The organism is Streptomyces sp. NPDC088730 (genome assembly GCF_044751215.1).
Lineage (GTDB): Bacteria > Actinomycetota > Actinomycetes > Streptomycetales > Streptomycetaceae > Streptomyces.
The window spans coordinates 17,896-42,019 of sequence record NZ_JBIVLK010000022.1; the positions used below are offsets into that span (position 1 = coordinate 17,896).

General features: G+C 69.5%; 22 protein-coding genes. 14 read left to right on the forward strand and 8 right to left on the reverse strand.

The annotated features are described in order from the left end of the window. Nucleotides 1–17: 17 nt before the first annotated feature. The 5 genes from ACIP89_RS35010 to ACIP89_RS35030 all read left to right on the forward strand — a co-directional run bounded on the left by ACIP89_RS35010 (nucleotide 18) and on the right by ACIP89_RS35030 (nucleotide 6,577). Entirely contained in the window at nucleotides 18–1,073 is a 1,056-nt protein-coding gene (locus ACIP89_RS35010; RefSeq protein ID WP_402118410.1) for a YncE family protein, read from the forward strand. An 88-nt stretch (nucleotides 1,074–1,161) separates the two neighbouring features. Beyond that, nucleotides 1,162–1,848 (forward strand): hypothetical protein, encoded by a 687-nt coding sequence (locus ACIP89_RS35015; protein ID WP_402118412.1) that lies wholly within the window; start codon nucleotides 1,162–1,164, stop codon nucleotides 1,846–1,848. Beyond that, nucleotides 1,845–3,155: an MFS transporter gene (locus ACIP89_RS35020; RefSeq protein WP_402118414.1), complete on the forward strand. Its 1,311-nt coding sequence runs from the start codon at nucleotides 1,845–1,847 to the stop codon at nucleotides 3,153–3,155. The genes ACIP89_RS35015 and ACIP89_RS35020 overlap by 4 nt, the downstream gene beginning before the upstream one ends. Then, nucleotides 3,152–4,345: a DNA glycosylase AlkZ-like family protein gene (locus ACIP89_RS35025; protein WP_402118415.1), complete on the forward strand. Its 1,194-nt coding sequence runs from the start codon at nucleotides 3,152–3,154 to the stop codon at nucleotides 4,343–4,345. The genes ACIP89_RS35020 and ACIP89_RS35025 overlap by 4 nt, the downstream gene beginning before the upstream one ends. A gap of 390 nt (nucleotides 4,346–4,735) precedes the next feature. Beyond that, nucleotides 4,736–6,577 (forward strand): hypothetical protein, encoded by a 1,842-nt coding sequence (locus ACIP89_RS35030; RefSeq protein ID WP_402118417.1) that lies wholly within the window; start codon nucleotides 4,736–4,738, stop codon nucleotides 6,575–6,577. 127 nt (nucleotides 6,578–6,704) lie between these two features. Here ACIP89_RS35030 and ACIP89_RS35035 read toward each other — a convergent pair whose 3' ends face one another. After that, nucleotides 6,705–7,406 (reverse strand): hypothetical protein, encoded by a 702-nt coding sequence (locus tag ACIP89_RS35035; protein WP_402118419.1) that lies wholly within the window; start codon nucleotides 7,404–7,406, stop codon nucleotides 6,705–6,707. A gap of 61 nt (nucleotides 7,407–7,467) precedes the next feature. Further along, nucleotides 7,468–8,286, reverse strand: a complete 819-nt coding sequence (locus ACIP89_RS35040; protein WP_402118421.1) for a NucA/NucB deoxyribonuclease domain-containing protein — start codon at nucleotides 8,284–8,286, stop codon at nucleotides 7,468–7,470. 902 nt (nucleotides 8,287–9,188) lie between these two features. Between ACIP89_RS35040 and ACIP89_RS35045 the strand changes: the two genes are divergently transcribed. Beyond that, nucleotides 9,189–10,493, forward strand: coding sequence for a hypothetical protein (locus ACIP89_RS35045; RefSeq protein ID WP_402118423.1), 1,305 nt, complete (start codon nucleotides 9,189–9,191; stop codon nucleotides 10,491–10,493). Here ACIP89_RS35045 and ACIP89_RS35050 read toward each other — a convergent pair. The 3 genes from ACIP89_RS35050 to ACIP89_RS35060 all read right to left on the reverse strand — a co-directional run bounded on the left by ACIP89_RS35050 (nucleotide 10,457) and on the right by ACIP89_RS35060 (nucleotide 14,047). After that, nucleotides 10,457–11,398, reverse strand: a complete 942-nt coding sequence (locus tag ACIP89_RS35050) for a DciA family protein (RefSeq protein WP_402118425.1) — start codon at nucleotides 11,396–11,398, stop codon at nucleotides 10,457–10,459. The two genes, ACIP89_RS35045 and ACIP89_RS35050, sit on opposite strands and share 37 nt — an antisense overlap. Nucleotides 11,399–11,400: 2 nt before the next feature. Further along, on the reverse strand, nucleotides 11,401–12,801 hold the full coding sequence (locus ACIP89_RS35055; protein WP_402118426.1) for a cell wall protein: 1,401 nt from the start codon (nucleotides 12,799–12,801) through the stop codon (nucleotides 11,401–11,403). 937 nt (nucleotides 12,802–13,738) lie between these two features. Then, nucleotides 13,739–14,047: a helix-turn-helix transcriptional regulator gene (locus ACIP89_RS35060; protein WP_402118427.1), complete on the reverse strand. Its 309-nt coding sequence runs from the start codon at nucleotides 14,045–14,047 to the stop codon at nucleotides 13,739–13,741. 114 nt (nucleotides 14,048–14,161) lie between these two features. Between ACIP89_RS35060 and ACIP89_RS35065 the strand changes: the two genes are divergently transcribed. Then, nucleotides 14,162–14,812, forward strand: coding sequence for an HAD family hydrolase (locus tag ACIP89_RS35065; protein ID WP_402118429.1), 651 nt, complete (start codon nucleotides 14,162–14,164; stop codon nucleotides 14,810–14,812). Nucleotides 14,813–14,816: 4 nt separating this feature from the next. Continuing rightward, nucleotides 14,817–15,656: a DUF1932 domain-containing protein gene (locus tag ACIP89_RS35070; protein WP_402118430.1), complete on the forward strand. Its 840-nt coding sequence runs from the start codon at nucleotides 14,817–14,819 to the stop codon at nucleotides 15,654–15,656. Between the two features lie 7 nt (nucleotides 15,657–15,663). On the opposite strand, the gene ACIP89_RS35075 is transcribed toward ACIP89_RS35070, so the two are convergent. From ACIP89_RS35075 to ACIP89_RS35085, 3 genes are all read right to left on the reverse strand, one after another. Continuing rightward, nucleotides 15,664–16,233: a guanylate kinase gene (locus tag ACIP89_RS35075; protein WP_402118432.1), complete on the reverse strand. Its 570-nt coding sequence runs from the start codon at nucleotides 16,231–16,233 to the stop codon at nucleotides 15,664–15,666. After that, a complete protein-coding gene (locus tag ACIP89_RS35080) occupies nucleotides 16,230–17,267 on the reverse strand; it encodes an AAA family ATPase (protein WP_402118434.1) in 1,038 nt (345 codons plus the stop codon). The genes ACIP89_RS35075 and ACIP89_RS35080 overlap by 4 nt, the downstream gene beginning before the upstream one ends. A 205-nt stretch (nucleotides 17,268–17,472) precedes the next feature. Continuing rightward, nucleotides 17,473–18,261 (reverse strand): GntR family transcriptional regulator, encoded by a 789-nt coding sequence (locus ACIP89_RS35085; protein ID WP_402118435.1) that lies wholly within the window; start codon nucleotides 18,259–18,261, stop codon nucleotides 17,473–17,475. Nucleotides 18,262–18,652: 391 nt separating this feature from the next. On the opposite strand from ACIP89_RS35085, the gene ACIP89_RS35090 reads away from it, so the two are divergent. The 6 genes from ACIP89_RS35090 to ACIP89_RS35115 all read left to right on the forward strand — a co-directional run bounded on the left by ACIP89_RS35090 (nucleotide 18,653) and on the right by ACIP89_RS35115 (nucleotide 24,049). Next, nucleotides 18,653–19,483 carry a hypothetical protein gene (locus ACIP89_RS35090; protein ID WP_402118437.1) on the forward strand — a complete coding sequence of 277 codons (831 nt, stop codon included), beginning with the start codon at nucleotides 18,653–18,655 and terminating at the stop codon, nucleotides 19,481–19,483. Nucleotides 19,484–19,664: 181 nt separating this feature from the next. Beyond that, nucleotides 19,665–20,219, forward strand: a complete 555-nt coding sequence (locus ACIP89_RS35095) for a hypothetical protein (protein WP_402118438.1) — start codon at nucleotides 19,665–19,667, stop codon at nucleotides 20,217–20,219. A gap of 357 nt (nucleotides 20,220–20,576) precedes the next feature. Beyond that, on the forward strand, nucleotides 20,577–20,852 hold the full coding sequence (locus ACIP89_RS35100) for a hypothetical protein (protein ID WP_402118440.1): 276 nt from the start codon (nucleotides 20,577–20,579) through the stop codon (nucleotides 20,850–20,852). Nucleotides 20,853–21,056: 204 nt separating this feature from the next. After that, a complete protein-coding gene (locus tag ACIP89_RS35105) occupies nucleotides 21,057–21,245 on the forward strand; it encodes a DUF5999 family protein (RefSeq protein WP_402118561.1) in 189 nt (62 codons plus the stop codon). 119 nt (nucleotides 21,246–21,364) lie between these two features. Then, nucleotides 21,365–21,742 (forward strand): hypothetical protein, encoded by a 378-nt coding sequence (locus ACIP89_RS35110; protein WP_402118441.1) that lies wholly within the window; start codon nucleotides 21,365–21,367, stop codon nucleotides 21,740–21,742. Nucleotides 21,743–21,880: 138 nt separating this feature from the next. Next, complete coding sequence (locus tag ACIP89_RS35115; RefSeq protein ID WP_402118442.1) at nucleotides 21,881–24,049, forward strand: DUF2637 domain-containing protein; 2,169 nt, start codon at nucleotides 21,881–21,883, stop codon at nucleotides 24,047–24,049. Nucleotides 24,050–24,124: the final 75 nt, after the last annotated feature.

Sequence of the window (24,124 nt, forward strand, 5' to 3'; positions counted from 1 at the left end):
CATCACAGGGAGAAACCATGCGCAACATTCAGTTCTTCTCGACCGACACCGATGACGGTGTGGTCTCCGTCGTCGCCAAGACCGGCCCCGGCGAGCACCGCATGGTCGCGCAGATCCCGGTGGGCAACGCTCCGCGCGGCGGCGTCAAGTTCACCAAGGACGGGCGCGGTTTCGTCTGCAACACCAGCCAGAACACCATCTCGGAGATCGACGCGGTCGCCCTGACCGAGGTGCGGCGGATCGAGGTCGGGCACGGGCCCCGCGGACAGGGGATGGTGCCCGGCGACCACTACCTGCTGGTGTCGAATAGCGGGTCCAACACCATCTCGGTCGTCGACCTTGAGTTGAACACCGAGGTCCACCAGATCCCGACCGGCCGCGACCCGCGGCACATGGGCATCAGCGCCGATGGAAAGACCGCCTGGGTGTGCGTGTGGGGCGATGGCTACGTCAGCAAACTCAACATCAGCGCGCTGGGCTCGGACAACCCGGCCGCGATCACGGAGATCAGCCGGATCCCCGTCGACCGCGAGGCGCACCCCTACAGCCTCGCCATCGACCCCAGCGGCCGGAAGATCTTCGTCGCCAACACCCAGGCCAGCTTCGTCACCGTGATCGACGCGGAGACGGACGAGACCCACTGGGTCGATGTCGGGTTCATCGGCGGCCGCGCGGTCGCCTTCACCCCGGACGGGCGCCACGCACTCGTCACGGTGGAGTCGATCAGCCGGGTCTACGTCATCGACGTGGAAACCCTGCAGGTGGTGCGGCACGTGCCGGTCGGCCCGGGGCCGCGCGGCCTGGTCATCGACCCCGGCGACGACACGGCCTACATCACCAACTTCGCCCGGGCCAACATGATGCACAGCGGGGACAACCACCCCCTGTACGGCCCGAACACCCTGACCATGGTCGACCTGACCTCCGCCCCGCTGGACCGGGACGAGGGAACGTTCACCTACGAGGAGGTCCACGTCGGGTACGGGCCCTGCAGCGTCGTGCTGTTCGACCTCGACACCCTCTCCGCCGAGGAACGGGCACGTCGGGTGGAGCACGCCAGCACCGACGCCTGACCCCCTGTGTGACCGTGTCCGCTCCCGCCCTGTGCGGCGGGGGCGGACACGCCCATGCCCCCCGACAGAAAGCGCGCCCTTCGTGCCGATGGCCACCATCACCTTCTGCCCGCAGCAACCGTGGGCCCTTCCCCCTGACAAACTGCGGGTCGACCGGGCCGCAGCACGGGCCGAGCGGGACACCTACGAGGCCGGCTTCCGGCACAAACGCATCGCCCGCCTCCCCGCGGACTGCCCGCCCTGGGTCCTGGGACAGGAACTCGGCTGGACCGTCCGCTCACCCATCACCGCGACCCTGACACCGCTGGACGACACCGACTTCGGCGTCCCGGACGAAGAGAACGTGCCCGATGTGGCCCGCAGGGCCCAGCGCACCCAGATGTGGAAACACGGCCGGGCCTGGATCGCCACCGCGGACACCACCTGGCTGCGGTTGCACGACTACCGCACCCCCCAGGGCTGGGAGTCCATGTTCCTGCCCAACGGGGCCGGAACCGTCGAGTGGCGGCTCGGCTGGAGCGCCCGCATCCCCGACCAGCGCTTCCTCATGATCATGCCACCGCCCACCCCAAATCCGCACCTCGACGTGCCCGTCGGCATCATCGCCGCCCGCACCCTCAACGCGATGAACGGCCCCGGCGGCATCAGCATCGCCGTACGGCCCACCGCCCCCGTCACCCTCCACCGCGGCGACCCCCTCGCCCGCATCGTGCTCCTGCACCCCGAGACACTGCGCGCCACCGCCACCCACACCCAGCACGGTGAAGCCTCATGACCCAGACCCAGACCGCCGCCACTCCCCCACCGGCCAGCACGGGCCGGCTGCTGACACGCATGCCGGTGCTGCCTCTGCTCACCATCGCCTTCCTCACCCGCGTCACCGTGGCCGCACTGCCCATCACCCTCCTGCTCACCCTGGCCCACACCTACGGATACGCCCGGGCCGGCGCCGTCAACGGCGGCTACACCCTCGTCCTCGCCTTCCTCGCCCCCCTGCGCGCCAGAATCCTCGACCGCTGGGGCACCGGCCGCGCCCTGGTCCTCATGGGCGCCACCACCATGACCCTGTTGACCCTCGTCGCGATCAGCGCCGCAGCCCGCTGGCCCTGGTGGACCACCCTGCTCCTGACCATCGCCGCCGGCTCCACGACTCCCCCGCTCAACGCTGCGCTACGCGCGTCCTGGCGACGCCTGACCACCGGCCCCGACCAGCTCAAAGCGGTCCACTCCGCCGACTCGATCCTGGAGGAAGCCGGCTTCGTCCTCGCCCCCCTCACCGCCGGAGCCGCCATCGCACTCCTCGGCCCCACCCGCGCCTACGAGGCGACCGTCGCCTGCTACCTCCTAGTCGTCACGGCCTACCTCACCGCCGCACACCACTACAACCTCACCCGCCAACCCACCACCAACACCGACGCCCTGCACGATCCGGGCCGACGACGCCGGAAGGCCTGGCTGGGCCCGCTCGCACGGCCTCGCATCGTCGCCATCATGCTGCCGCTGTTCGTCATGGGCACCGTCTTCGGCGGCACCGGCGTCCTCCTCCCCGCCTACGCCCAAGCCCACCACGCCACCGCATGGATCGGCCCCCTGCTCGCCGCCACCAGCACCGGCGGCGTCATCGGCGGACTCCTCTACGCCACCACCCCCTGGCACCAACCCCTCTGGCAGAAATACCGCCTCCTCACCCTCGGCTTCGCCCTGCCGGCCTGCTTCCTCGTCCTCGCCCACCCCCTCTGGCTCCTCGCACTCCTCCTCCTGCTCTGCGGCCTCTTCGTCACCCCGCTCTTCATCAACGCCTTCCTCCTCCTGGACGCCACCGCCACCGACGACATCCGCATCGAAGCCAACACCTGGGTCGGAGCCTCCACCGACATCGCCAACGGCATCATCGCGATCATCATCGGCACCCTCACCGCACACCAGAACTTCAACACCGCCCTGCTCTTGCTCTCCTGCTGCGCCACCGCCGGCGTCCTCATCGCCCTCGCCTCACCCCGCCACGACCACCCCCCGGCACACGCCGAACCTCAACCACCGCTCGCCGGCCCCGCCACCGACCACGCCCCCTCCCCCTCATGAGCGGCCCTGAGACGCCCGAAGTCTCCCTGTCCCTGGCACAGGCCCGCCGAATCGCGGTCGCCTCCGCCGGCCCCACCACCACACACACCGATACCGCCGCCGTCCTGGCACGCCTGAACGCCGTACAGCTCGACACCATCAACACCCTGGCCCGCGCCCACCAACTCACCCTGGCCACACGGACCGGGACCACCACCGCGGACATCGACACCGCACTCTGGGACACCACGGATCCGATCGCCTTCGAATACCCCGCACACGCCCTCTCCCTCGTCCCGCTCCACCACTGGCCGCTGTGGGCCTTCCGCCGCCGCACCAGCCGCAAACGTCACGAATACCCCACCCCCGAACTCCGCAAGACCATCCTCGACAAGATCAACACCCAGGGGCCCCTCACCCTGCGCGAGCTCCGCACGGAACACGAGCCGACCGGCTGGAACTGGGGACCCACCAAAACCGCCGTCGAATTTCTGCTCTGGTCCGGGGAACTCGCCTGCACCCACCGCACCGGCTGGCAACGCCAGTTCAACCTCCCCGAGCGCACGGTCCCAGCAGAGTTCCTCACCGACGCCCTCACGGACGACGCCTGCCTGACGACACTGCTGACCCATGCCGGCCGGGCTCTGGGAGTGGCCACCTGCGACGACCTCGCCGACTACCTTCGCGTCACCACAGCCACCGCACGACGCCTCCTGCCCGACACCCCTCTCCTGACCACCCGGGTCGAAAGCTGGAACAGCCCGGCATGGACCCACCCCCACGCCCTGCCCGCTGCAGACCAACCACACGACCCGGGCCAAGCCGTGTTCCTGGCCCCCTTCGACAACCTCATCTGGCACCGGCCACGCACCACACGCCTCTTCAACTTCACCCACACACTCGAGGCATACAAACCCGCCGACCACCGTGTTCACGGCTACTACGTATGCCCGCTCCTCGCCGGCGACCGACTCGTCGCACGCGCCGACCTCACCCGCCACCGCGACACCCTGACCATCAACCGCACCAGCTTCGAACCCGGCCCCCACCCTGCCGAAACAGCGGAGTACTTCGCACGCGCCTGCACTCGCCTGCAGGAGACCACCGCACTATGCCGCACCATGATCACTGAAACCGCAACACCACCCACGACCATCAAAGCCCTCAACCACGCTCTGAACCGCGCCGGAACCGGCAACCTCCACCCGTGACTGCAAGAGCCGCACGAAGCTTGAGCCTTGGTTCCCTGCTACGCCTCTTGGGGTTGTCCGGCGGCGGGAAGATGCTCCAACACGATCTGGCCCAGGGCGCTGACGATGCCGAGGGGAGAATGGCTCCGTGGAGCGCATCGTAGATCTGGGCGCGGCCGCCACAAGGCGCGAACGCCACTCAGAGACAGGTCCCCACGGCGGCGCGACGTACCCGGCCCATACCGTGCGCTCACGCCGCGTGGTCCATGGCCCCGGTGTGGCCGTCGGGAGGATTGGCCCGGTGCGTTCAGCGGCGAGGCGCCATGGGGCGGCTTCCCCTCTGTGAGCCGTCACTCGTTCGGCCGAGGGTCGTTGCAGGTGTGGATTAGCACCTGATGCGAAGGAGGCCTGGTGGGCCCGTCGATTGTGATTGAGAAACTTGAATTCCAGCGTGACGAGGGCTGGCAGGTCCAGTACTTCAGAGGTCTGGTGACCTTCCTGGTGGGCCACTCCGGGGCGGGAAAGTCCACCGCCCTGGAAGCGCTGCTCTACGCGCTGGGCCTCACTACGGCGAAGATCATGCCGACGGTAGCTGCCTGTCATCAGGTGCGGCTGACTTTCCGTGTCGCAGGCACACGGTGGCAGGCCACCCGCAGCGGCTCGAACCCGCGCGGGAGAGTGTCGCTCAGGAACCTCGATGATGACGCCGAGGTTGAGCATTCGCTCCCGGTGAAGAGCACGAAGGCCGGCGAGGTGACCGCTGGCGCCTTCGCCCAGGACCTCCTGGGCCTGCCGGCGGCGAGCAGGGGAGCCACCCGTCTGAGCTTGGACTCCTACTACAACACCGTACTGGCCCTGCGTCAGAACACGATCGCGTCTGCCTTCCTGGGTGGAGGTAAGGACGAGGAGCGGATTCTCGTCCTGGAGGCGATCCTCGGCCTGTGGGACACCGGCCTCGCCGGGCTGGAGAAGAACGCCGCCGAGGCCGAGTCCCGCTTCAAGGGGGCCAAGGCGGAACTGGCGGCGTACAAGAAGGTGCTGGCGAAGGGCGGCATCAGCGACCTGGACCAGGTGCGTTCAGCCTTCGAGCAGAAGCAGCGCGAGCATGCCCACGCGGCCGAGGCCTGGCAGAAGACCGATGCTGCGCTGAAGGCCGCGGTGGGAGAACACGGTCGGCTCATCGCCCTGCACAAAGCGGCCGACGACGACCGCCGCAAGGCGGGCAAGCAGGCCACCGCCGCCCACGGGAAGCTCCAGCTCGCAACAGCCGAGCACGCCCGGGCCGAAGGCGCACTGGGCGAACTCCTCGACCCGCCCGCCGAGGACTGCACCCGCTGCGGCCAGCTTCTACCCGAACGCGAGCCAGGCCTGTGCCGGCAGTGCGGACAGGCCTGCCTGGACGGCACTGGGCACCGCGAACGCAAGATCGCGACGGCCCGGGCGAAGATGGAACGTCTCCGGCTCAAGCTGCGGCACCTGGAGGAAGCCCTGGCCGCGGCGACCACTGCTGCGGACGCTGCCGAGGACGTTGCCGCGGCCGCGCTGAAGGACCGCGACCTCTACGACCAGGACCAGCTGCAGCCGGCCCGGATCGCCGCTCAACAAGCCGAGAAGCTGGCACACGGACTGAGCCGAGAGGCCGCCCGGCTCAAGGAGTGGCTGGACTCCTCCGACTACCTCGCCAAACAGCAGATCGTCATCGACGCCGCCAAGGCGGAAATGGAAAAGGCCCAGGACGGCCGGGACGTTGCCCTCGCAGCCCACGAGGTACGCCGCAAGGAGGTCGTCGGCCGCTGGACCGAGCTGTTCCTCGTCCGGCTGCAGCAAATCAACCCGAGCGTCGAGACCGCCTACATCGACCCCGCCGACTTCACCATCCGCGTCAAGGAACACAACGACCCGGACAAGATCTTCGCCGACTGCTCCGTCATGGGCAGCCCCAAGGTCGTCATCAACGTCGCCGCACTACTGTCCTTGCGCGATCTGGGGCGCACCGACCCCGGCGTCCGTGTACCCCCGCTCCTTATCATCGACTCACCACTCGCTGACCTCGGAGCCGTCGACCGGGCCACCGGAGACCGGCTCATCGACGCCCTCATCAATGTCGCTTCCGACACGTCTTCTGATGGCTACGCCTGCCAGGTCATCGCCGCCACCAACGACCCCCTGCCCCGCTCCTACCCTGACGTCCGCGAGATCCGCGTCGCCACCACCCAACGGTTCTTTGACCACGCCCCTCACGGCGCCGCCTGAACCACCGCGTCGAGCAGCCGTGGACGCTCAGTGCGGCCGCTGGCCACCGGTGACTACAGGACCGTCCCACCGGTCGGCCTGCCACGGCACCCCGGGATCGCGGCACGGATTCGGCCGGGTGTCGGGGTTACGCGGGACTGTCGGTGCCGTCCAGGGTGTCAGCGTTCAGTTCGGTGTGCTGCGGGGTGAGGTGCTTGTACTGGTCCGGGGTGGGCGGCAGCGCCTCGCGGTCCGTCTCCGCAGCTTTTGTCTCGGCGTACTTATCGGTGTCGGCCGTGCGACTTCGACGGCCGGCCTGGTCGGTGAGCCGATGCCGGATCTCGGCTGTCCGCGGGGCGGCCCAAATCTGGACGAGGTGCTCTTCCAGGACCGTGTCGCCCTCATCCACGTAGACATCGCCGGCGGCGGCTGCCGTGTCCCGGCCGCGTGCGTGGATCCGGAACCTCCACCACTGGTACTCCTCCGGATCTCCGAGGAGGGGCACCTCGTCCAGGTCGTCGGAGAGGGGATCGCCCACCAGGGGGCCCTCAGCCGGGAAATACAGACTGACCTCGACGACCTCGTCCCAGCCTTCGCAGTCCAGCGGCGGCTCGACGCCGGTCACGTCGAAAACGACATCGACGACGCCATAGGAGGTGCCGGTCAGGACCGAGGCGTAGGTCGATTCGTCATTGACACGGACCAACCCATTACCTTCGAGCCTGACGTCGATGCCCTGCCCCGGAGCCTCGGCATCCGTGTCGAACATGACGTACTGATGATGCGAAACCCGCACTCGGCCCGGCCCCTGAACCGCCATCACTCCCCGATCCTCCACCTCGGACACCATGCTGCGGTCCCACACACCCGAACCGGTGCGTGGGACCGCGGCATGAAACACTCGCGTCGCGTCAGACCGCGACCCAGAAGCCATCCTTGTCCATGACGCGCTCCTGCTTGTAGAAGCCGATGATCCGGCCCCCCTGCTTGTCCTGCTCCGTGGCCGGGACCATAGCAATTCCACGACTGGCTGCCGGCAGCGCCGTACCACCCTCGTAGGTCCTGGCGAACGGGTACTCATCGCAGGACTTGCCGGGCACAGGCTTCACCTTTCCGCAGACAGCCCGCCGGTTCGCGTTCGCCTTCGTGTCGCTGGTGAGACGGCGCAGCGGGTGCCCGGAGCCGGGCTTGCCGTAGTGCCCGCCCTTGCCCTGGATCCGGCGGATGTTCTTCGCGATGTTGGGCAGGGTGCTCATGGTCGTCAGGGTGGGTTTGTACTTCGGGAAGACGCAGCCGGGGCTCAGGATGCGGCGGGTGTTGGCCGCGTTCCAGAAGGAGTCGTCGCAGCGGAAGCCCAGTGAGGAATACGAGAAACTTCCCAGGGTGTAGCCGGGCTTGGTGAACGTGAAGGTGTACTTGGCCGCGCTGCTGTGGATCTTGTTCTTCTTGACCCCGTCGCTGTAGTCGACCTTGCCGGAGAAGGCAGCCCCCAGCGTGTGGCTGGAGACGTGGCTGGTCGCCTTGCACGGGCTGCCGCAGGAGACCGATGTCGCCATCCGGATACCGCTGGCGCTACCGGTGATCGCCGCTTTGCTGACGCGTGTGGTCTCCGACCACTTCAGCGACTTCTTGGCGAGCGTCATCTCGTGGCTGATCGTGAACGTGGCCCGCCCGATTTCCTTGCCGTTACGCAGCACCTGGACGCTCGCCTGAGAGGTCTGGCACGCCACATTCCGGTTGTAGACAGTCGCGTTGACCTGGCACGTGGCGCCAGCGGCCGCACTGGCAGCCATGGCCGCCGAGCTCTGCGTCACCTTCAGCTCATTGTGGGACGGGTCGGCCTGAGCTGCCCCCATACATGTACCCGCAACAGTCAGCGCCACGGCAGCGGTCACAGCCGTACGCATTCGTCCGAACAACAAAGTACTTCCCCCTCGCCGTCGTACCACTCAGGCACCCTGTGCACCCGCCATGACGACAGCGCGACGAAACTACGGCCGATCACTCCACCACACCCTGCCCATCCCACCCAAACGACGAAATACCGCATGGGAATGGCTGATTCCCCTCACCTGCAGCAGAACGCACTCACCGCCCCCGAACGGGAGAGCACCCGGATCGCGAGACGTGGATCCGAGCCTCATTTCCGTTGTACAGCTACGGGCTCAAAGGATGAGGGCTCCCCGATGCGGCGGGCGAGGGCTGGCTCCAGCCGAGCGGAGATCCGGGCCGGGCAGTCCTCGTCACCGAAGAGGAGCGCCAGGTGGTGGGGTCGGCCGGGCCTGCGAAGCCGACGATCAAGGCGTCCTGCGTGTCCGCGTGCCACTGGTAAAGCGCTGGTATTCGAGGGCTGCGGTATTAGCGCCTGACGCTGTCGGTGCTTTGTTGGCGGGCCACGATGACCCGGGTCTGCTCCAGCCGGGCCGTGGCTCATCGGGGGGAAGCTCAGTGTGCGCTTACGCACCGGATGCTCCCCAGAGACCGCGGCATCACGGCCGAAACGGATCTTTGTGTTGGCCAGAAGGCTTCCTTCTGGACCGAGTTGATGCGATTCCCTCGCAGAGCAAGAGCCACTCGGGCAGCATACGCAGCGAACACATCTGACTACATAGTGCAATTCAGAGGGGGGCCAATGGCTCGGGACAACAACCCGGACTTCGCCACAACGCTGGTGATGCTGCACACCGCTGTCACGAACACGGGCAACGAGCTGCGGGATGCGCTCGACAAGGGCGTGGAGAAGCTTCAGGTGAGTGGGCAGGCAGCGCAGCGGGAGACGGCCCAGTCCGTAGTCGATGAACTCGGCCGGATGCGCACCAACCTCCGCGAGGCGAGGGACCGGCTGTCCGCCAGCGGGGACATGCTGAACTCGGAGGTCAGCCGAGCTGTCACCGAGCTGCGAGCCGAGATGCGCGATGTGCGGGCGGCGGTCGACAATATGACCCCGCCCGCTCCGGCACCCGTCACCTCGGAAGCGCACGCGCCCTCCTACGAGCCCGTCGCCCGCGACGTACCGGCCTCCGAGCCCTCCACGTTCTACGGCACCGCACCGGAAACGGCCCCGGTGGCCACCATCACGCAGCACGGTGAGCTCCCGCCGGAATTCGACCAGCCCGCGATCCCGGCGCAGCGCAACGGTACCGACAGCGAACTGCCGGGCGACGCTGTACTGCCCGTCGACCTCATCCAGCAGGCCGTACGCGACGCCCTCGCCACGGAACTCGCTCCGATCGGCGCTCTCCTGGCAGAGAGCAAGGACCGCGTAACCGAGGATGCCTCTGCGGTACGGGACCAGCTGCGCGAAGCGATCCAGGAAGTGCGCGAGCAGCTGCAGGAGGCCCGGCGTGAGTCTCGCCTCGAGCTCGCCGCCCTCCGGGAAGAGGCCATCGGACTGCGCGCCGGGCTGGAGCAGCTGCGCTCTCAGTCGGACGACCAGGAGCCCGCAGCAGGCGAGGTGAGTAAGGAGCACAGTGAACTGCTCCAGCAGGCCGCCAGGGTCTCCTCCGTCGATCTGCTGTGCCACCGCGACGTCTGGGAGTTCATCACCGCCCAGGCCGGACGCCACCAGCACTTCCGGGTGCCGCCGCAGGTCACCGCCGAAGGTGACGAGCGGATCCGGGCCGCCGTGTCCGGGCGTTCCCTGATCGCCCTGTTGATCAGCCTGCACGCCGTCAGGCACACAGCCCGGGACGGCGACGGCGACCAGGAGCTGGCTGCCACCCTGTACAAGAGGATCCAGGCCCGCCTGGCCGGCCTGGCCGCGCACGGCCAGCCGGTCACCATCACCCTGGACGACCGCTCCTCCCCCACCAGCGACGACGCTTCCGCCGACGGCGTCCCCGGCAGCACCGAGGAGCAGGTTGCTGGCCCTCCGGCAGCTGACGGCGACGGGGACAACGATCAGCAGAGGCCCCACGACGGCACCTCTCCCTCCTGAGTAGCTTTCCCTGGGCGGCCACCCGTCCGGGGGCGAACGCCTAAATGCCCCTCAGCCAGCAGCGCGCCGTTCGTCTTCCAGCTGGGCCATGGCGTAACCGCGCTCGTCCGGCGTGCCTGCCATGTCGTACGCGGGGCGAGAACCCACCGGCCGAGCGAGAAACGGACGCGGCCGGTGACGGTTGTCGTCCGGCCTGCTCCGCCGGGATCGTCGGCGGAGGGGAGATGGGCATGGGGATCGGGCACGATCGTGAGTCTGGCGTCGGCCCTGGCTTTCCCGCGCTCATCAAGCTCCGGAGCACCCCCGCGTCGGCGGGGAGGACTGAGCGGCAGAGCCTCGCGGAAGCCGGCCGACTTCACCGCAGGCTCAGCGGCTGCCGCCGGGACTGCACGTGCCGGTGTGCTGTCCGGTGCCGAAACCGGGGCTGTTGCCCGTGGGGTCGTGCCCAGTGCGGTCGGCTGCGGGCGGCAGAGCGTTTTGACACTGCGCACCACGATCCGGCCAGCGGCCCGGTTCGCCGCCGTCACGATGTCCGCAGCGTCCAGGCGTGCCTTCGTCGCCCAGGCGTCGGAGTCGGCGTGCAGGAGGAGCTCACCGGTGTCCACGTCGAAACCCGCGGGCTGCACATGCCCGGCCAGGTGCGGGGCGATCGTGGCCCACCGGTCGGAGAGCCGACCTCCGGCCACCGGCACGTCCCAGGCCCGCTCCACCACCAGGCGCCCAAGGACAGCACCAAGTCCGAGCGGATCACGGCCATCACCCCGGACTGAGGACGCCCGGCGGCGTGCCGGCTTCTTGGTGGGGGGCTGCTGCCGGGCCTGGGCCTGCGCGGCGCGCAGCGCAACCCTGGCCAGGTCGACTCCGGCCGCGACCGGCGGGTCGACGGGATTACTGGTGTTCGTCATGGTCAGGCCCCCAGCCGGACATGGCGTCGGTTCGCGAGTCCCCCGCAGATCCGGGAGACGAGGTTGATGCCGTAGAGGTCGAAGGCGTCGTCGGGATCGTCCTCGTAGGCGTCGATGACCAGCTGCGGGTCGTAAATGCCGTGCTGCCGGGCCAGGCGCCGGTCCGCATCCGTACGCGGAACGGCAGCAGCTCCGAGCATCTGGTCGAGCACGGCGGCCGCCTGGTGCTGCTGCTCCCGCCAGGCCACCCACGCGGTGTTGGCCTGCGGGGCCGTGGCGTGGTCGAGGGCGGCCTGCCGCAGGGCCCGGCGGCGCAGCTGGGCGGTGATGTATGCGGCCGGGCGGGCCGGGCGCCAGCTCAGATGCCAGGCGTGCAGCTCAGCGGCGATCGTGTCCACGTCCAGGCCCTCATCGATGAGCGGGCGCAGCGCGAACGCCAGCTGCCGCAGACCGGCCCGCTGCGTCCAGCCCACCAGCGGCCGCACCTGCCGGGCGATCGTGATGTCACGCTGAACCTGCCATGCCGGACGGCCGCTCCCGCACCGGCCGCCGCTGCGCTTTTTCTGGTTCGAGGGGGAGGCTGCGGTTCGACGGCTCGCCTGCGAGGTGTCTTTACTACCACTCTCAACCTCAGCTTCAGGTGATTGGTGGTAACTACCAGGAGAATGGGGCTCATGGCTCTGTGAGCTGGAGTTATTCACACCCAGGTTATCCACAGGATGTGCGCCCTGGGGCTGCTGGGGAGCGGCTGGGCATCGGACACCCGTACCCGACCGGCCGGACCGCCCGGTGCGACGTGCCTGCCGGGTCTTGCTGCGTGCGGTCACCGCGGCGACCGCACGCTCGCGGCCGGCCTCGGTCACCCCGCACACGCGGCCCTCGTACCCGGCCCCGGCCAGCCGGTGCCCCATCGCCTCGTCGAACACCGGCGGGATCACCGCCGCGTAGATCGTCGCCGTCGCCATATACGGCTCACCCGGCAGCGCGAGGTTGCGCTTCGAGCCGCGGACCAGCCAGACCAGCGCACCCAGCTCCCGCAACACCTTTACCTGCCGCTTCACCGTCGCCAGCGACAGACCGGTCCGCTTCGCGGTGCCCTTCAGGTCGTAAACCACGATCCCACGCCGGAAATCCATCCGGCCCGCCAGATCCTCCGCGACCACCAACGTCGTCGGCCTGGCCTCCGGATGCAGCCCCGCACCCATCAGCCACCCCAGCGACCGCACCCACGACCGCGGCTCAGCACGACGCGACCGCGTCCACACAACGTCCTGCTCACCTCCCCCTACACGCTCCCAGACCCGCCCGCCCGAGGACTCGGACAGCACGGAGACCGTCTCGCCGTCGACCGACGGACGCGGGGCAGGAATCAGCGCGGCGACCGGTACCACCGTGCTACTCATCGCCCCACCGCCCCGACCGGAGCGGCGGCCACCGCGAGGGCCGAACATCCCAACGTCGCCTGTGTCATCGGGCCGGTGTACACGCCAAAGCGGACACCCCCCTCAGCAGGCCGAACGCGCGCTTCGTAATCCATCCGCCGACCCTGCAACGGAAGCCCTGTGGACAGAGGCCGACGAGCCCCGATTGCCCCCGCCGCTCCCGCACGGCGGGCAACAATCTTGGAAGCCGTCCCGCCACACGGGAAGCCATCGGTGTGGACGGCGTCATCGACGCGGTTGTCGATGATCTCCGCGAGCGGGTGCACGAGCGGGGCGGTCGACGCCGCGACCGAGCCCTTCGAGACCGCCCCGAAAGCGCCGCAGTTGTAGCTTCCTACCGGAAACCCCTCTTCCGGTACGAACCGGTAAAAGGCGGATGAACCGTACGCCGATCCCGTCACACGGGACGACCGCCGAGCCTGAACCGGGGTGAAACGGACAAGGCCAAGCTGACAGGGGGACACCACTTCAGGCACTATGAGGACGACCTGCCTTCCATGTAGCTGGACGGACCAGAGCCTCTCGGGGCTGGACCGACCTTCCTTGGATGTGTCAGGGGCCGCCCCCTTCGTGAGAAGAGGGCGGACACCGATCGGGTGGGGGGAGATTTCTCCTCCCGTCCCGGTCCTGCTGAACCGCGTGGCCCCTGTGGTGGGGGCCCGCGGGTGAAGCGAGTCGGTACTGATCTGGCTGTGGTGGCCGTGGTTAGTGGCCGGTGGTGCAAGTGGCCCTGATGAGGGGCCGTGTGAAATGAGCGGCTTGATAAGCCGCGGCTCAGGACCAGCGACGAACTGGGACCTGGGCGACCGACACGGTGGTAAGCCGGTCGGTAGACGGGCCGCGCGGGGCAGCGGGAGGTTAGTCCGCTTCTTGGCGCGCGCGGCCGATGGCCACTAGGTCATCCCGACCCCCTGGATTCAGAGGTCGGCGTCGCGCTGCCCAAATCCAGTACAGCGGCCTTGGGGAAGCGCTTTGCGAGCTGATTGAGCAGGTGGATGTACGCCTGCCGCTGCGGGCGCCGGGGGTTACTCTTCCCCAACTCCCACCGCACGACGGCAAGCCGCTTCACGCCCACCGCATCCGCGATCTCCTGCTGGGTGAGGTTCGCGGCGAGGCGCAGTTGACTACGCACACGCGGCGGCGGCAGGACGTCATCCAGGCCCTCCAGCAGGGCGTCGACCCGCTTCAAGCGGTCCGGGTCAGACATAGCGCAGACTCCCATGATCGATAGATCTCCGAAACATACACTATTTGATCTCTGGTGGGGGTGTGCTGCGGTCATGAACGGCGCTGCGCTCGACGCCCGGTAGGGTCCGGGACCGTGTACCGACTCGCGCTTTTCGATCTGGACGGCACGCTGGCCGACCGGCAGTCGGCGCTCAGCGACGCGTTGACGTGCCTGTGCCGCTCCCGCGCCATCTCCCCAGACGCCGAACAGTGGCTGCGCACCGAGCTGGCCGACCGCGCGACCGCCAACGACTTCGTCCGGCTGCGGGATGCCTTCGGCCTGGAGGCGTCGGCCGCGGACCTGTGGCAGGAGTACGTCGACCTTATGTCGGTCGCCGTCACCTGCCGCCCCGAGGTCCTCCAGGGCCTTGCCCACCTGCGCGCTGCCGCCTGGACGATCGGCATCATCACCAACGGGGCCAGCGACATCCAGCGCGCCAAACTCGCCGGGACCGGCCTCGCCTCCCTGGTCGATGGCGTTGCCGCCTCGGGCGACCTGGAGATCCGCAAGCCGGACCGGCGCCTCTTCGAACTCGCGGCCACCCGGTGCGGCGTGAGCCTCGCGGGCGGCGGCTGGATGATCGGCGACAACCCGGCCGGGGACATCGGCGGCGGCCACCAGGCCGGCCTTCGCACCATCTGGCTGCGTGGCCGACCATGGCCCGACGGACTCCCCGCCGCGCACCACGTCGTCGACGACGTCACCGACGCCATCACCATCCTGCTCAACGAGACCTGGGAGTAGCACCGTGGACCAGCAGATCGTCGGCATCCTCCATCCCGGAAGCATGGGTGCGGCCGTCGCCGCGTGCGCCGCGACCAACGCGGCCCGGGTCCTGTGGTGCGCGGAAGGACGCAGTTCAGCGAGCGCCACGCGCGCAGAGCGGTTCGGCCTGGAGCCGGTCCCCACACTGCAGGAACTGTTGGACCAGTCCGATACGGTGATCAGCCTCTGCCCGTCGGCGGCTGCCGAGGACCTCGCCCGCGATGTCGCCGCGCACGGATTCGCCGGGGTGTACGTGGAGGCGAACGCCATCAACCCCGAGCGCGTCCAGCGGATCGCCGTCTTGCTCGCACCAGCAGCGACCGTCGTAGACGGCGGCGTGGTCGGCTCCCCGCCGGTCTGTGGCAAGACGCCGACCCTGTACCTGTCCGGGCCCGCTGACGCGACCGCCCGCATCGAGGCGCTGTTCGCGGGTACCGCCGTCCAGGCCGAAGGGCTGGGTACGGAGGTGGGGAAGGCATCGGCACTGAAGCTGTCGTACGCCGCGTTCCAGAAGACCTCGCGGGTGCTGGTGGCGCTTGCGCTCGGGATGGCGCGCGAGCACGGCGTCGACCAGGAGCTCATCGAGGTCGCCTCGAAGCGCACCGACTCGTACCTGTCCGAGCCGCAGTACGTCGCCAAGACAGCGGCCCGCGCTTGGCGCTGGGGCCCCGAGCTGGAAGAAGCTGCCGACGCGCTCGCGGCCGCCGGCCTTCCACCGGAGATGCTGCGCGCGGCCGCGTCCACGCTGGCACGGTGGCACGAGGCCAAGGACGACAGCGAGCTCACGCTCATCGACGCCCTGGACCGCCTCGCCCAGCCGTAGCCCGTGCTCATGTCGGCGCTGCTCCCGCCCGCTGCGCCAGCAGCTGGTCGATGAGCCGCGCTGCGTCCTGCGGCGCCGCCGCCATGGTGTCGACTGTCAGATCCCAGGCCGTACCCGGGTGCGTGTCCAGATCCTCACGGGTCGCGCCCCACGCCTCCAGGCGCGCCGCGGTGTCGCTGTCGCCGCGCTCCCTCGACCGCTGCTCGGACATTTCACGCGGGCACCACAGCAGCACCAACGACCAGTCAGCCGGGTAGCCGTTGACCAGCGCGCGGATACCGTCGACCTGCCCGAGGTGCACCACAGGCACCCCAGCCGCGAACGCCGCGTCGACGCCGGGCCGATCGATCACGTACGTGTTGCCGTACCGTGCGTTCGCGTAAACGACGTCGCCCGCGGCCTCCAGCTCGTGCAGCTGTTTCGCCGTGCCCATTCGGTAGCCGGCGGCCTTGCCCGTCCCGACCTTGAGCCGCGCAAACTGCGCGTACTTCGAGTTCAGCTCGTTGAGCGCGGCGGTGACGGTGTCCTTGCCCGACGCCGGCGGACCGTACAGGATCACGCCCTGCTTCGGGTTCACGCGTACATCGCCCTCATCGCCTGACGGGCCTGATCCGCGAGGCTCACCGCGGTGCCCAGCCGGTTGTCCACCACCAGGTGCGGCACCGCAGGGCGCAGGTCCAAGTCGATGGTCGCTATGTACTCGTCCCATCGTTGGAGCTTCCACGCGTCCCGAGCAGCCGAGCGGAAGGTGATGTACTCCCGCATCGACTCTTCATCACAGCGGACCCACACCGGGAAGACGTCCACGCCCAGCGCCGCGGCCCTGTTGGTGAGGCGCTGCATCCAGGCCGCGTCGGTCAACTCCGCGATGAACGGAGCGGAGAGCACGGTGCTGATCCCACACTTGATGTTCGCCATGGCTGACTGCATGAGGCAGTCGTACTCCACCGACCGGACACGCTCCCTGTAGAGCTCGGTGTGCCGGTCGTTCGGATCGCCGCCCAAAGCGATCAGGAGGCGTTCCACCAGCGGTCGGGTGAGCGGGTCCTTGTCGAGCAGAGGCCAACCGGTGAGCTGGACGAAGAACCTCGCCAGTTCCGTCTTGCCGCTCCCGGCATACCCCCCAACCAGGATCAGGACGGGGCGGTGCGGGTCACCGCCTGTGTGCCTCCGCTTCCAGGCGTCGATGATGCGCTGCTGGAGAGCGAAGTGCCCGGCGTCCTCGCTTCCGGGCGAGATGCTGTGGATGGCGCGTTCGACGGCCAGGACATGCGCGCCGGTGAGGCGGTCGTCCATCGGCGTGAGCTGGAACGACGTCTCTTCGCCGGGCAGAGCGGTTCGGAAACCCAGGTCCGGCTCGGTGGCCCGGTAGAGAAGGCAGTAGGCGCGACGGTAGTGCGGGCCTGGGTAGACCTCGCCCTGCTCGTGCTGCCACAGGGTCTGAGGGTTCGCCGCAGGGATCCCCTTCAGTTTGGCTTGCTCAACAACCTCCCGCAGCTGCTCTCCGGCCTTCTCCAGGGTCAGGCCGTGAGCCTCCCGCTGCTCGCGCAGCTTGTCCGGCCGCCACCCTGCTCGCTGCTTCCCCACCTCGTGCCCCTCCGTCATCGTCATGCCGCGAGCCTAGGGCTCGCGCCCCAAATCCCATGTGTACGTGGATGTTGAAAACCCGTGAACGAGGCTGTGTACGGGCTTCGACATGCCCTTGTGATGGTCCGTTTCGTGCGGTCCGAGTGTGATGGCCCTCACTGGATGAGTAGATCGGAGGGTTCTTATGACAGCGGGTCTCCTCCAACAGCGATTGGGGCGGGAGGTGCGGTCAGTGTTCGTCATCACATCCCTCGTCGTCTGCGAGACGAGCGCTTGCGTGGCGCCGGATGGAGTAGCCGATCTCGAATTCTTCGGCGCTCATTCTGGTGTCGTTGAGCTCAACGACCTCACCGCTTGGCGAGGTTGTGACTCGCACGACGCGCAGGAGCGGAACGCCCACATCAGCAGGAAGGTTCAACGCCTCTGCTTCTTCGGGCGAGGGCATGCGGGCCGAAACACCTTCGCTCCAGCGGAGCGGACGGTGGCCCATCTCCTCCAGCCGGTCGTAGATGCCTCCAGGTCCTGTGTCCGCCTCCGCGAGGCGAGTTCCTCGGACGAGGTGAGCTGGCAGATAACTAGTGGCCAGCTGCTTCGGCTTTCTGGTCTCGGGATCACCCATCACGCGATCCCGAATGAGGACTTCGGAGCCAGTGGCGAGGCCCATCAGGGCAGCGAGATCGACCGGTACAACGCCCCATCGCAGGGTGGGATCCTCGAGGGCGCCCCACGGCTGCGCCGTCGGGTCGAAGTAGTAGCCGATCTCGTCGCGGAAGACCTGACGGGACCGAGTGATGCGTCGCTTCTCTGGGCGCTCTCGCACGATGGTGCCTCTGCGGCGCACCGCAACGACCAGACCTTCTTGCTCCAGAAGAGCGATGGCGCTTCGCACCGTTTGGTAGCCAGCGCCGTACTGAGTCTGAAGTTCGGTCAGCATCGGCAGCTTGTCGCCCGGCATGTATCGCCCCTCACTGATCTGTTGTCGCAGGTCAGCGGCGATGTCGCGATACGAGACGGGCATCGAAGCCACCTTTCAGAGTGCTGTGAGGAACTGATTCTAGGGCTAGCTCTATCAGTGGACGAGGAGCGAGCACAACCGATCGACACGAATAGAGCTATCGGTATTGACTCGGGCGCCCGGCATGGTCTCTACTAGGCGATAGCGATAGCCCTAACGCTCCGTTGGGTAGGGGTTACGCCCTCAGTACCACTGCACGACCAGTCGCCACTTCGGTGGCCTCGGGGAGTCTGAGGCAACTAACTCCTCCCTGTGTCCGTGACTGCTGTTTGAACTGTCGCAGCGCGTATGTGCTGTCGGTCCGTCAGGATGCCCGGGTTTTCCGGTGGGTCCTGGCGTGGCCGAGAGGACACCCGCGACGCCTTACCGGCCCGCCTTCGTGAGGAGTTTCCCCATGACCGCATCCGTCCGTGAGATCGAGACCGTCAGCCGTCAGCGCCAGCGCCGGACGCGGTCCCGCACGATCAGCCACCTCGACCCCATCGTCGTCTCCAAGCTCCCGGCGCATGAGTACGACCTCGACCCCGCCTGCATCTCCCTGGTCTGCCCGTCCTGCCGCACGTGGGTCCCGATCCGTGTCGCCGACACGCAGCGGGCCACGGCCAAGCTGGTCCCCCACCACACCGAGCAGGCCGGCACCGAAGACCCGGTCCGCTGCCCCGGCAGCCACCGCCTCGTCACGATCAACGTCACCGTCGCCACGTGGTCCCGCCGCCTGGAGGAGGGCATCTCGGAGACCAACGGCCGCCGCGCCGACCGCGTCATCCGCAAGCCCCAGCCGATGCCCACCCCGGCTGTCATGCAGATCGTCGGTGGCCTCGTCGACGACAAGACGGCCCGCAAGCTGCAGCAGACGCACGTCAAGAGCTGCACGACCTGCTCCGCCGCCACCCCCCGGTGCGCGGACGGCCGCCGGCTCGCCCACCTCGCCGCCCACACACAGCGGACCGCACCCCTCCGCCGCCAGAGGCAGACGGAACAGGAGGAGTGGGCCGACAAGCGCGCCTGGGCACTGCGCCTGCTGCACGACCAGCAGTGGGGCAAGGCGGCCGACCCGGTCCACAAGACCGACCAGCAGCGCGTCCGCGATGTCCTGACCGCGCTACGCAAGATGCTCCTCACCCCGACCAAGCTCACCACCAGCTCCCCATGGGAGCGAGCCGACCTGGAGACCACGATCGCGGTCCTGGAGCGGCAGGAGAAAGACCTCACCCACCGCTGGTAGGCGCTGGACCAACGACCACGGCCGGTCACCCCGTTTCGTCGGGGTGACCGGCCGTGGCTGCTCGTACAGCAGCTCCGGAGCCCAACCGGCCCCGGAACACGACGAACCCCCAGGGATTACGGCCCCGGGGGTTCGTCTTCGCAGCTCACCCTCCAACAAAGGGGATCTACGCATGCACAGGATGACATCCACTCAGGCCCGGCACACACGCTGGGCCGCCGGTGAGCAGCAGATCACCGGCATGAGCGTTACCACGCTCAGCCCGCAGCTCACCGGCAAGTGCCCCCAGTGCCACGGCGATTTCGAGTCCTGCACCTGCACCGGAGCTGTCCCTGCCCCCCGCGCCGGAAAGGCGGCCGACGTCGGCCGTGAGATCGGTCGCCAGGACGACCGCGGCGGGGACGACGGCCGCGGCTTCGAGCGCGACGAGACCGACCAGTTCCACCAGATCGTCCGCGGCCTCGTGGACGACGGTGACCGCCGCGCCCACGCCGCCGGCCGCCAGGCCCGCCGCACCCTCGCCGAGATGGCCCCGGGCCAGACCCGGCAGCCGGTGCTCCGGATGGCCCGGCAGCTCAGCTTCACCCCGACTGCTCCGGCGGGGCTGGTGGCGGGCGGGCAGTGCAGCAGCTGCCAGGGGGCGGGCGGCAAGATGATCGACACCAGCAGCGACGGTGTCACCCGGCAGCACTGGCAGTCCTGCACCGCCTGCGGCGGTACGGGGGCGACCCGATGACCTGCACCTCCTGCGGCGGCACTGGCCAGAAGATGGTCACCGTCAATCACGTCGGCGGAGACGGCACCCACTACCAGAGCCTTGAAATGCAGCCCTGCCCCAGCTGCGGCGGCACCGGCCAGAAGTAGCCGCTCGTGCAATACATACGTGCCGCCCGGACCGCACAGCAACGCGCGGTCCGGGCCCTCGCCGTACGCGGTCTGGGCCACCCGCTCACCCACCTTCTGCTCGCGGCCGCCGCCACGGCGGCCGCCCAGGCATGGGACGCCGGCCACGCGCCACCGACCTCCATCCCGTACGAACCGACCGGCTACAGGACTCCTACCTCAGCCACTTACGCGCCAAGAAGGGCACGCCATGACCACCCACTCCATCCTCACGTTCGCGCCCGCCCCGACCGGCCGGGCCATCGAGCCGAAGACCGAGGTGTACGGCTCCCCCGTGCCTGTCACGGTGAACCGCATCCCCACGCCGGCCGGGGGCGTCGTGTACGTATACCGGGACACCGACGGGTCCCTGAGCAGCGACTGCAGCGGCTGCGGCGAGTACGCCTGGACGCTCCAGGTGACCCGCGGCTTCGCCGAGGACCACGCCCGGGGCTGCTGCAAGCAGCCCCGCCGTGCCACCGCCTGACTCCCGCCGCACGGGAGCCTCGGCGAAATCCCTGCCCGCCTCGCAGCACCGCCGCACAACGGCTGTCCGCACGACGGGCAACCGGCCTCTTCGTACGTCTCCGGCCCGGGAAGATCCCGGGATCGCTTCCTCCCCGCAGGAGAGCCCATGCGTACCAGCACCCAGCTCGACACCGCGCCGACCGGCACCACGCTGCCGGACTCGCTGTGCACGCACACCCCGAAGTGCCCGACCGCCGACAGCCCGGACCGGGAGGCCGCGCACGTCGTGTCCGCTCACCCGGAGCAGGGCTGGAGCCTGCTGTGCAACGCCGTACTGCTCTTCGAGGACACAGGCGAGCTGCTCCCCGACGGCCAGGTCGTCGCCCCGCGCCGCCCGCTCGCTGCGGTCTGACGGCTGCCTGATCCGCCCGCACCGCCGCCTCTCCTGGCGGCCGGCTCGGGCGGTGACTGGGAGCCGGACAGCCCGGATCCGCCGGCCCCGCGCCGGTGCACGAGATACGAGGAGAACCCATGGCACAGCAGCCGCAGATGCAGCCCGCCGTACGACCGCAGACCCACTACATCAAGGGGGACCTGGTCCTGTTCCGCGATGTCGAGCGGTTCTGGCTCGGTCTGCCCGGCCACACGTTCGTCGGCCGGGTGGAGAGGTCCTGGACGAACGTCCACAACGGCAAGCTCCTGTACGACCTGACGGAGCTGAGCGGCAACCGTGCCCGCGCCGGGATCGACCCCGACTACACGCGGCCGCTCCCGGCAACGGACGCGATGCACGACATCGACACCGCGCCGCTGAGCGAGACGAACACCGGGGCGATGACCCCGGCCGCCGTTGCCTGGCTGCGCCAGCACCTCGCGCAGGACAGCAGCACGCTGCCCGTCCGGCGCTGACCTCCCCAGCACAACGGCCCTCCGAGTCCCCGGCATTTGAGCTGCCGGGGCCCCGGAGGGCCTGGTCACGACCCTACCCACCGCCGTAGATCCACGGTGACCTCTTGCACGAGGCGCCCGGAAGAGAGAGGACACCCCGTGGCTACCAAGCCCGCCACCCGCCGCAGGCGCCAGCCCGCGACGACCACGAAGCCCCGCGGCGCCGGGCGCGCCAAGGCGACGCCGCCGCCGGCCTCCATCCCTGCCCAGGCCGCCGCTCCCGAGGAGACGGTGCCGCCCGTCTTCCCGGAGACCGACTCGGTCCTGGCCGACGCCGCCGACCGCGCCGCCGACATTCGGGACCAGGCCGCCGCCGACGCGGCCCGCATCCTCGCCGACGGCCAGGTGCTCGCCGCCGAACTGCTGGACGGCGCCCGTACGGAGGCCGCCTCGTTCACCGAGGCGGTCAACGCGGAGCAGGCGCAGATCATCGCCGACGCGATGAAGGAAGCCGACCGGGTCCGTACGGAGGCCGCCACCACGGCGGCCGCCGACGCCGACCAGGTCCGCGCCGCTGCCGAGACGGCGGCGGAACAGCTGCTCGCCGACGCGCGCCACCAGGCCGACACCGTCGCGGCGACGGCGGCCGGTGAGGCGGAGAAGGTCCTCGCCGAAGCCAAGGCGACGGTGGAGCAGCTGCTCGCCGACGCGCGCCGCCAGGCGCAGGAGGTCACCACCACGGCGGCCGCGCAGGCGGAGCAGGTCAGTGCCGAGGCCGCGCAGGCCGCCGCGAAGGTCCTCTCCGACGCGGAGACGCAGCGCACCGAGCTGCTGGCCGGTGCAGAGCGCACTGCGGTGGAGACCCGTACCCGGGCCACCACCGACGCCGAACAGGTGCTGGAGCGGGTGCGGGGCGAGGCCGACCGGATGCGCGAGAGCGCGGACGGCCAGGCCGCGCAGGTACGGGCCGGAGCTGAGAAGGTGGCTGCCGGCCTTCGTGCCGACGCCGACCGCGCCCTGGCCGACGCCCGCGCTTCCGCTGAGGAGCTGCGGACGGCGGCCGACAAGGACGCCGCCCGGCTGCGCGAGCAGGCCGAAGCCGACGCGGCGACGGCCCGGGAGGCAGCGGCGCAGGCCACGGCCGATCAGGTCGCTGCCGCGCAGGCCCGCGCCGAAGCGGACCGGATCCTCGAGGCGGCGACGCAGCGCACCGTGCAGCGGGCGCGGCGCCGGGAGATCCGGGCGGAGTCGCGCGCCGCACGGCGCAAGGCCCGCGACGAGGCCCGGCCCGCCGGCGGGGTGCCGCCGCTGTCCGGGCAGGAGCTGGTGCTGGTCGTCGGGATCGTCCTGGCGGCCGCGGTCGTCTCCACCCTCGGGCTGCTCTCCTCCTACACCGCGCTGGAGACCAAGGCCGCCGGATGGGGCTGGGAGTGGCCGTGGCTGCTGCCGGTCGGCATCGACGTCGCCATCCCGGCGTTCACCGGCGCCAACCTGGTCCTGATCCGCATGGGCATGGAGCTGCGCTGGATCCGCTGGGTGCCCCGCGCGCTGACGGCGGTGACCGTGTACCTGAACTGGAACGCCTCGGACTCCGCCTCCGGCCGCCTCGGGCACGCCGCCCTCACGCTGCTGTGGGTCGTGTTCTCCGAGATCGCCTCCCACGTCTACGCGACGCGGATCGGCGCGGTCACCGGCAAGGTCCGGATGGAGACGGTGCGCCGCTCCCGCTGGATCCTCGCCCCGATCCCCACCGCCCGGCTGCGCCGCCGGATGATCCTGTGGGAGATCACCTCCTACGAGGAGGCGCTCACCCGCCTCCAGGAGCAGACCTACCTGCGAGCGCAGCTCAAGGAGACGTACGGGCGGCGGTGGCGGAGCAAGGCTCCGCTGGAGCAGCGGATGGCACTCAAGCTCGGCTCCGCACCCGCCGCGCTCGCCGACACGCTCACCCCCGAGGACGCTCACACCATCGAGCGGGTGGAGGTGAGCGCCCGCGCTCACCCCGACGTGAGCGCGCTCGCCCCTGGGGAGACGGACAGCGAGCGCGAGCGCCCGGCGCTCACCTCCGGCGCTCACGAGGGTGAGCGCGACACGGAGGACGACGACGCTCAGCGAGCGGACGGCGCGCTCACGCGCAGCGAGAGTGACGCGCTCACCGAGCGCCGCCACTCCCGCATCCGTCGGCTCTACACCGAGCTCGGGCGCCGCCCGCAGTGGACGGAGATCCGCGACGCGCTCACCGAGGCGGGCCTGTCCGACGAACCGGTCTCCCGTCCGACCGCGCAGCGTCTGCGCGCTCAGGTCGAAGAGGCCACCCCGAGCGCGTAGGCGAGCGCCCGGTGAGCGCCGACGCGCTCACCTCTCTCGGTAGAACCCCTGCCGCTCATGGTCGTCCCCGGCCCG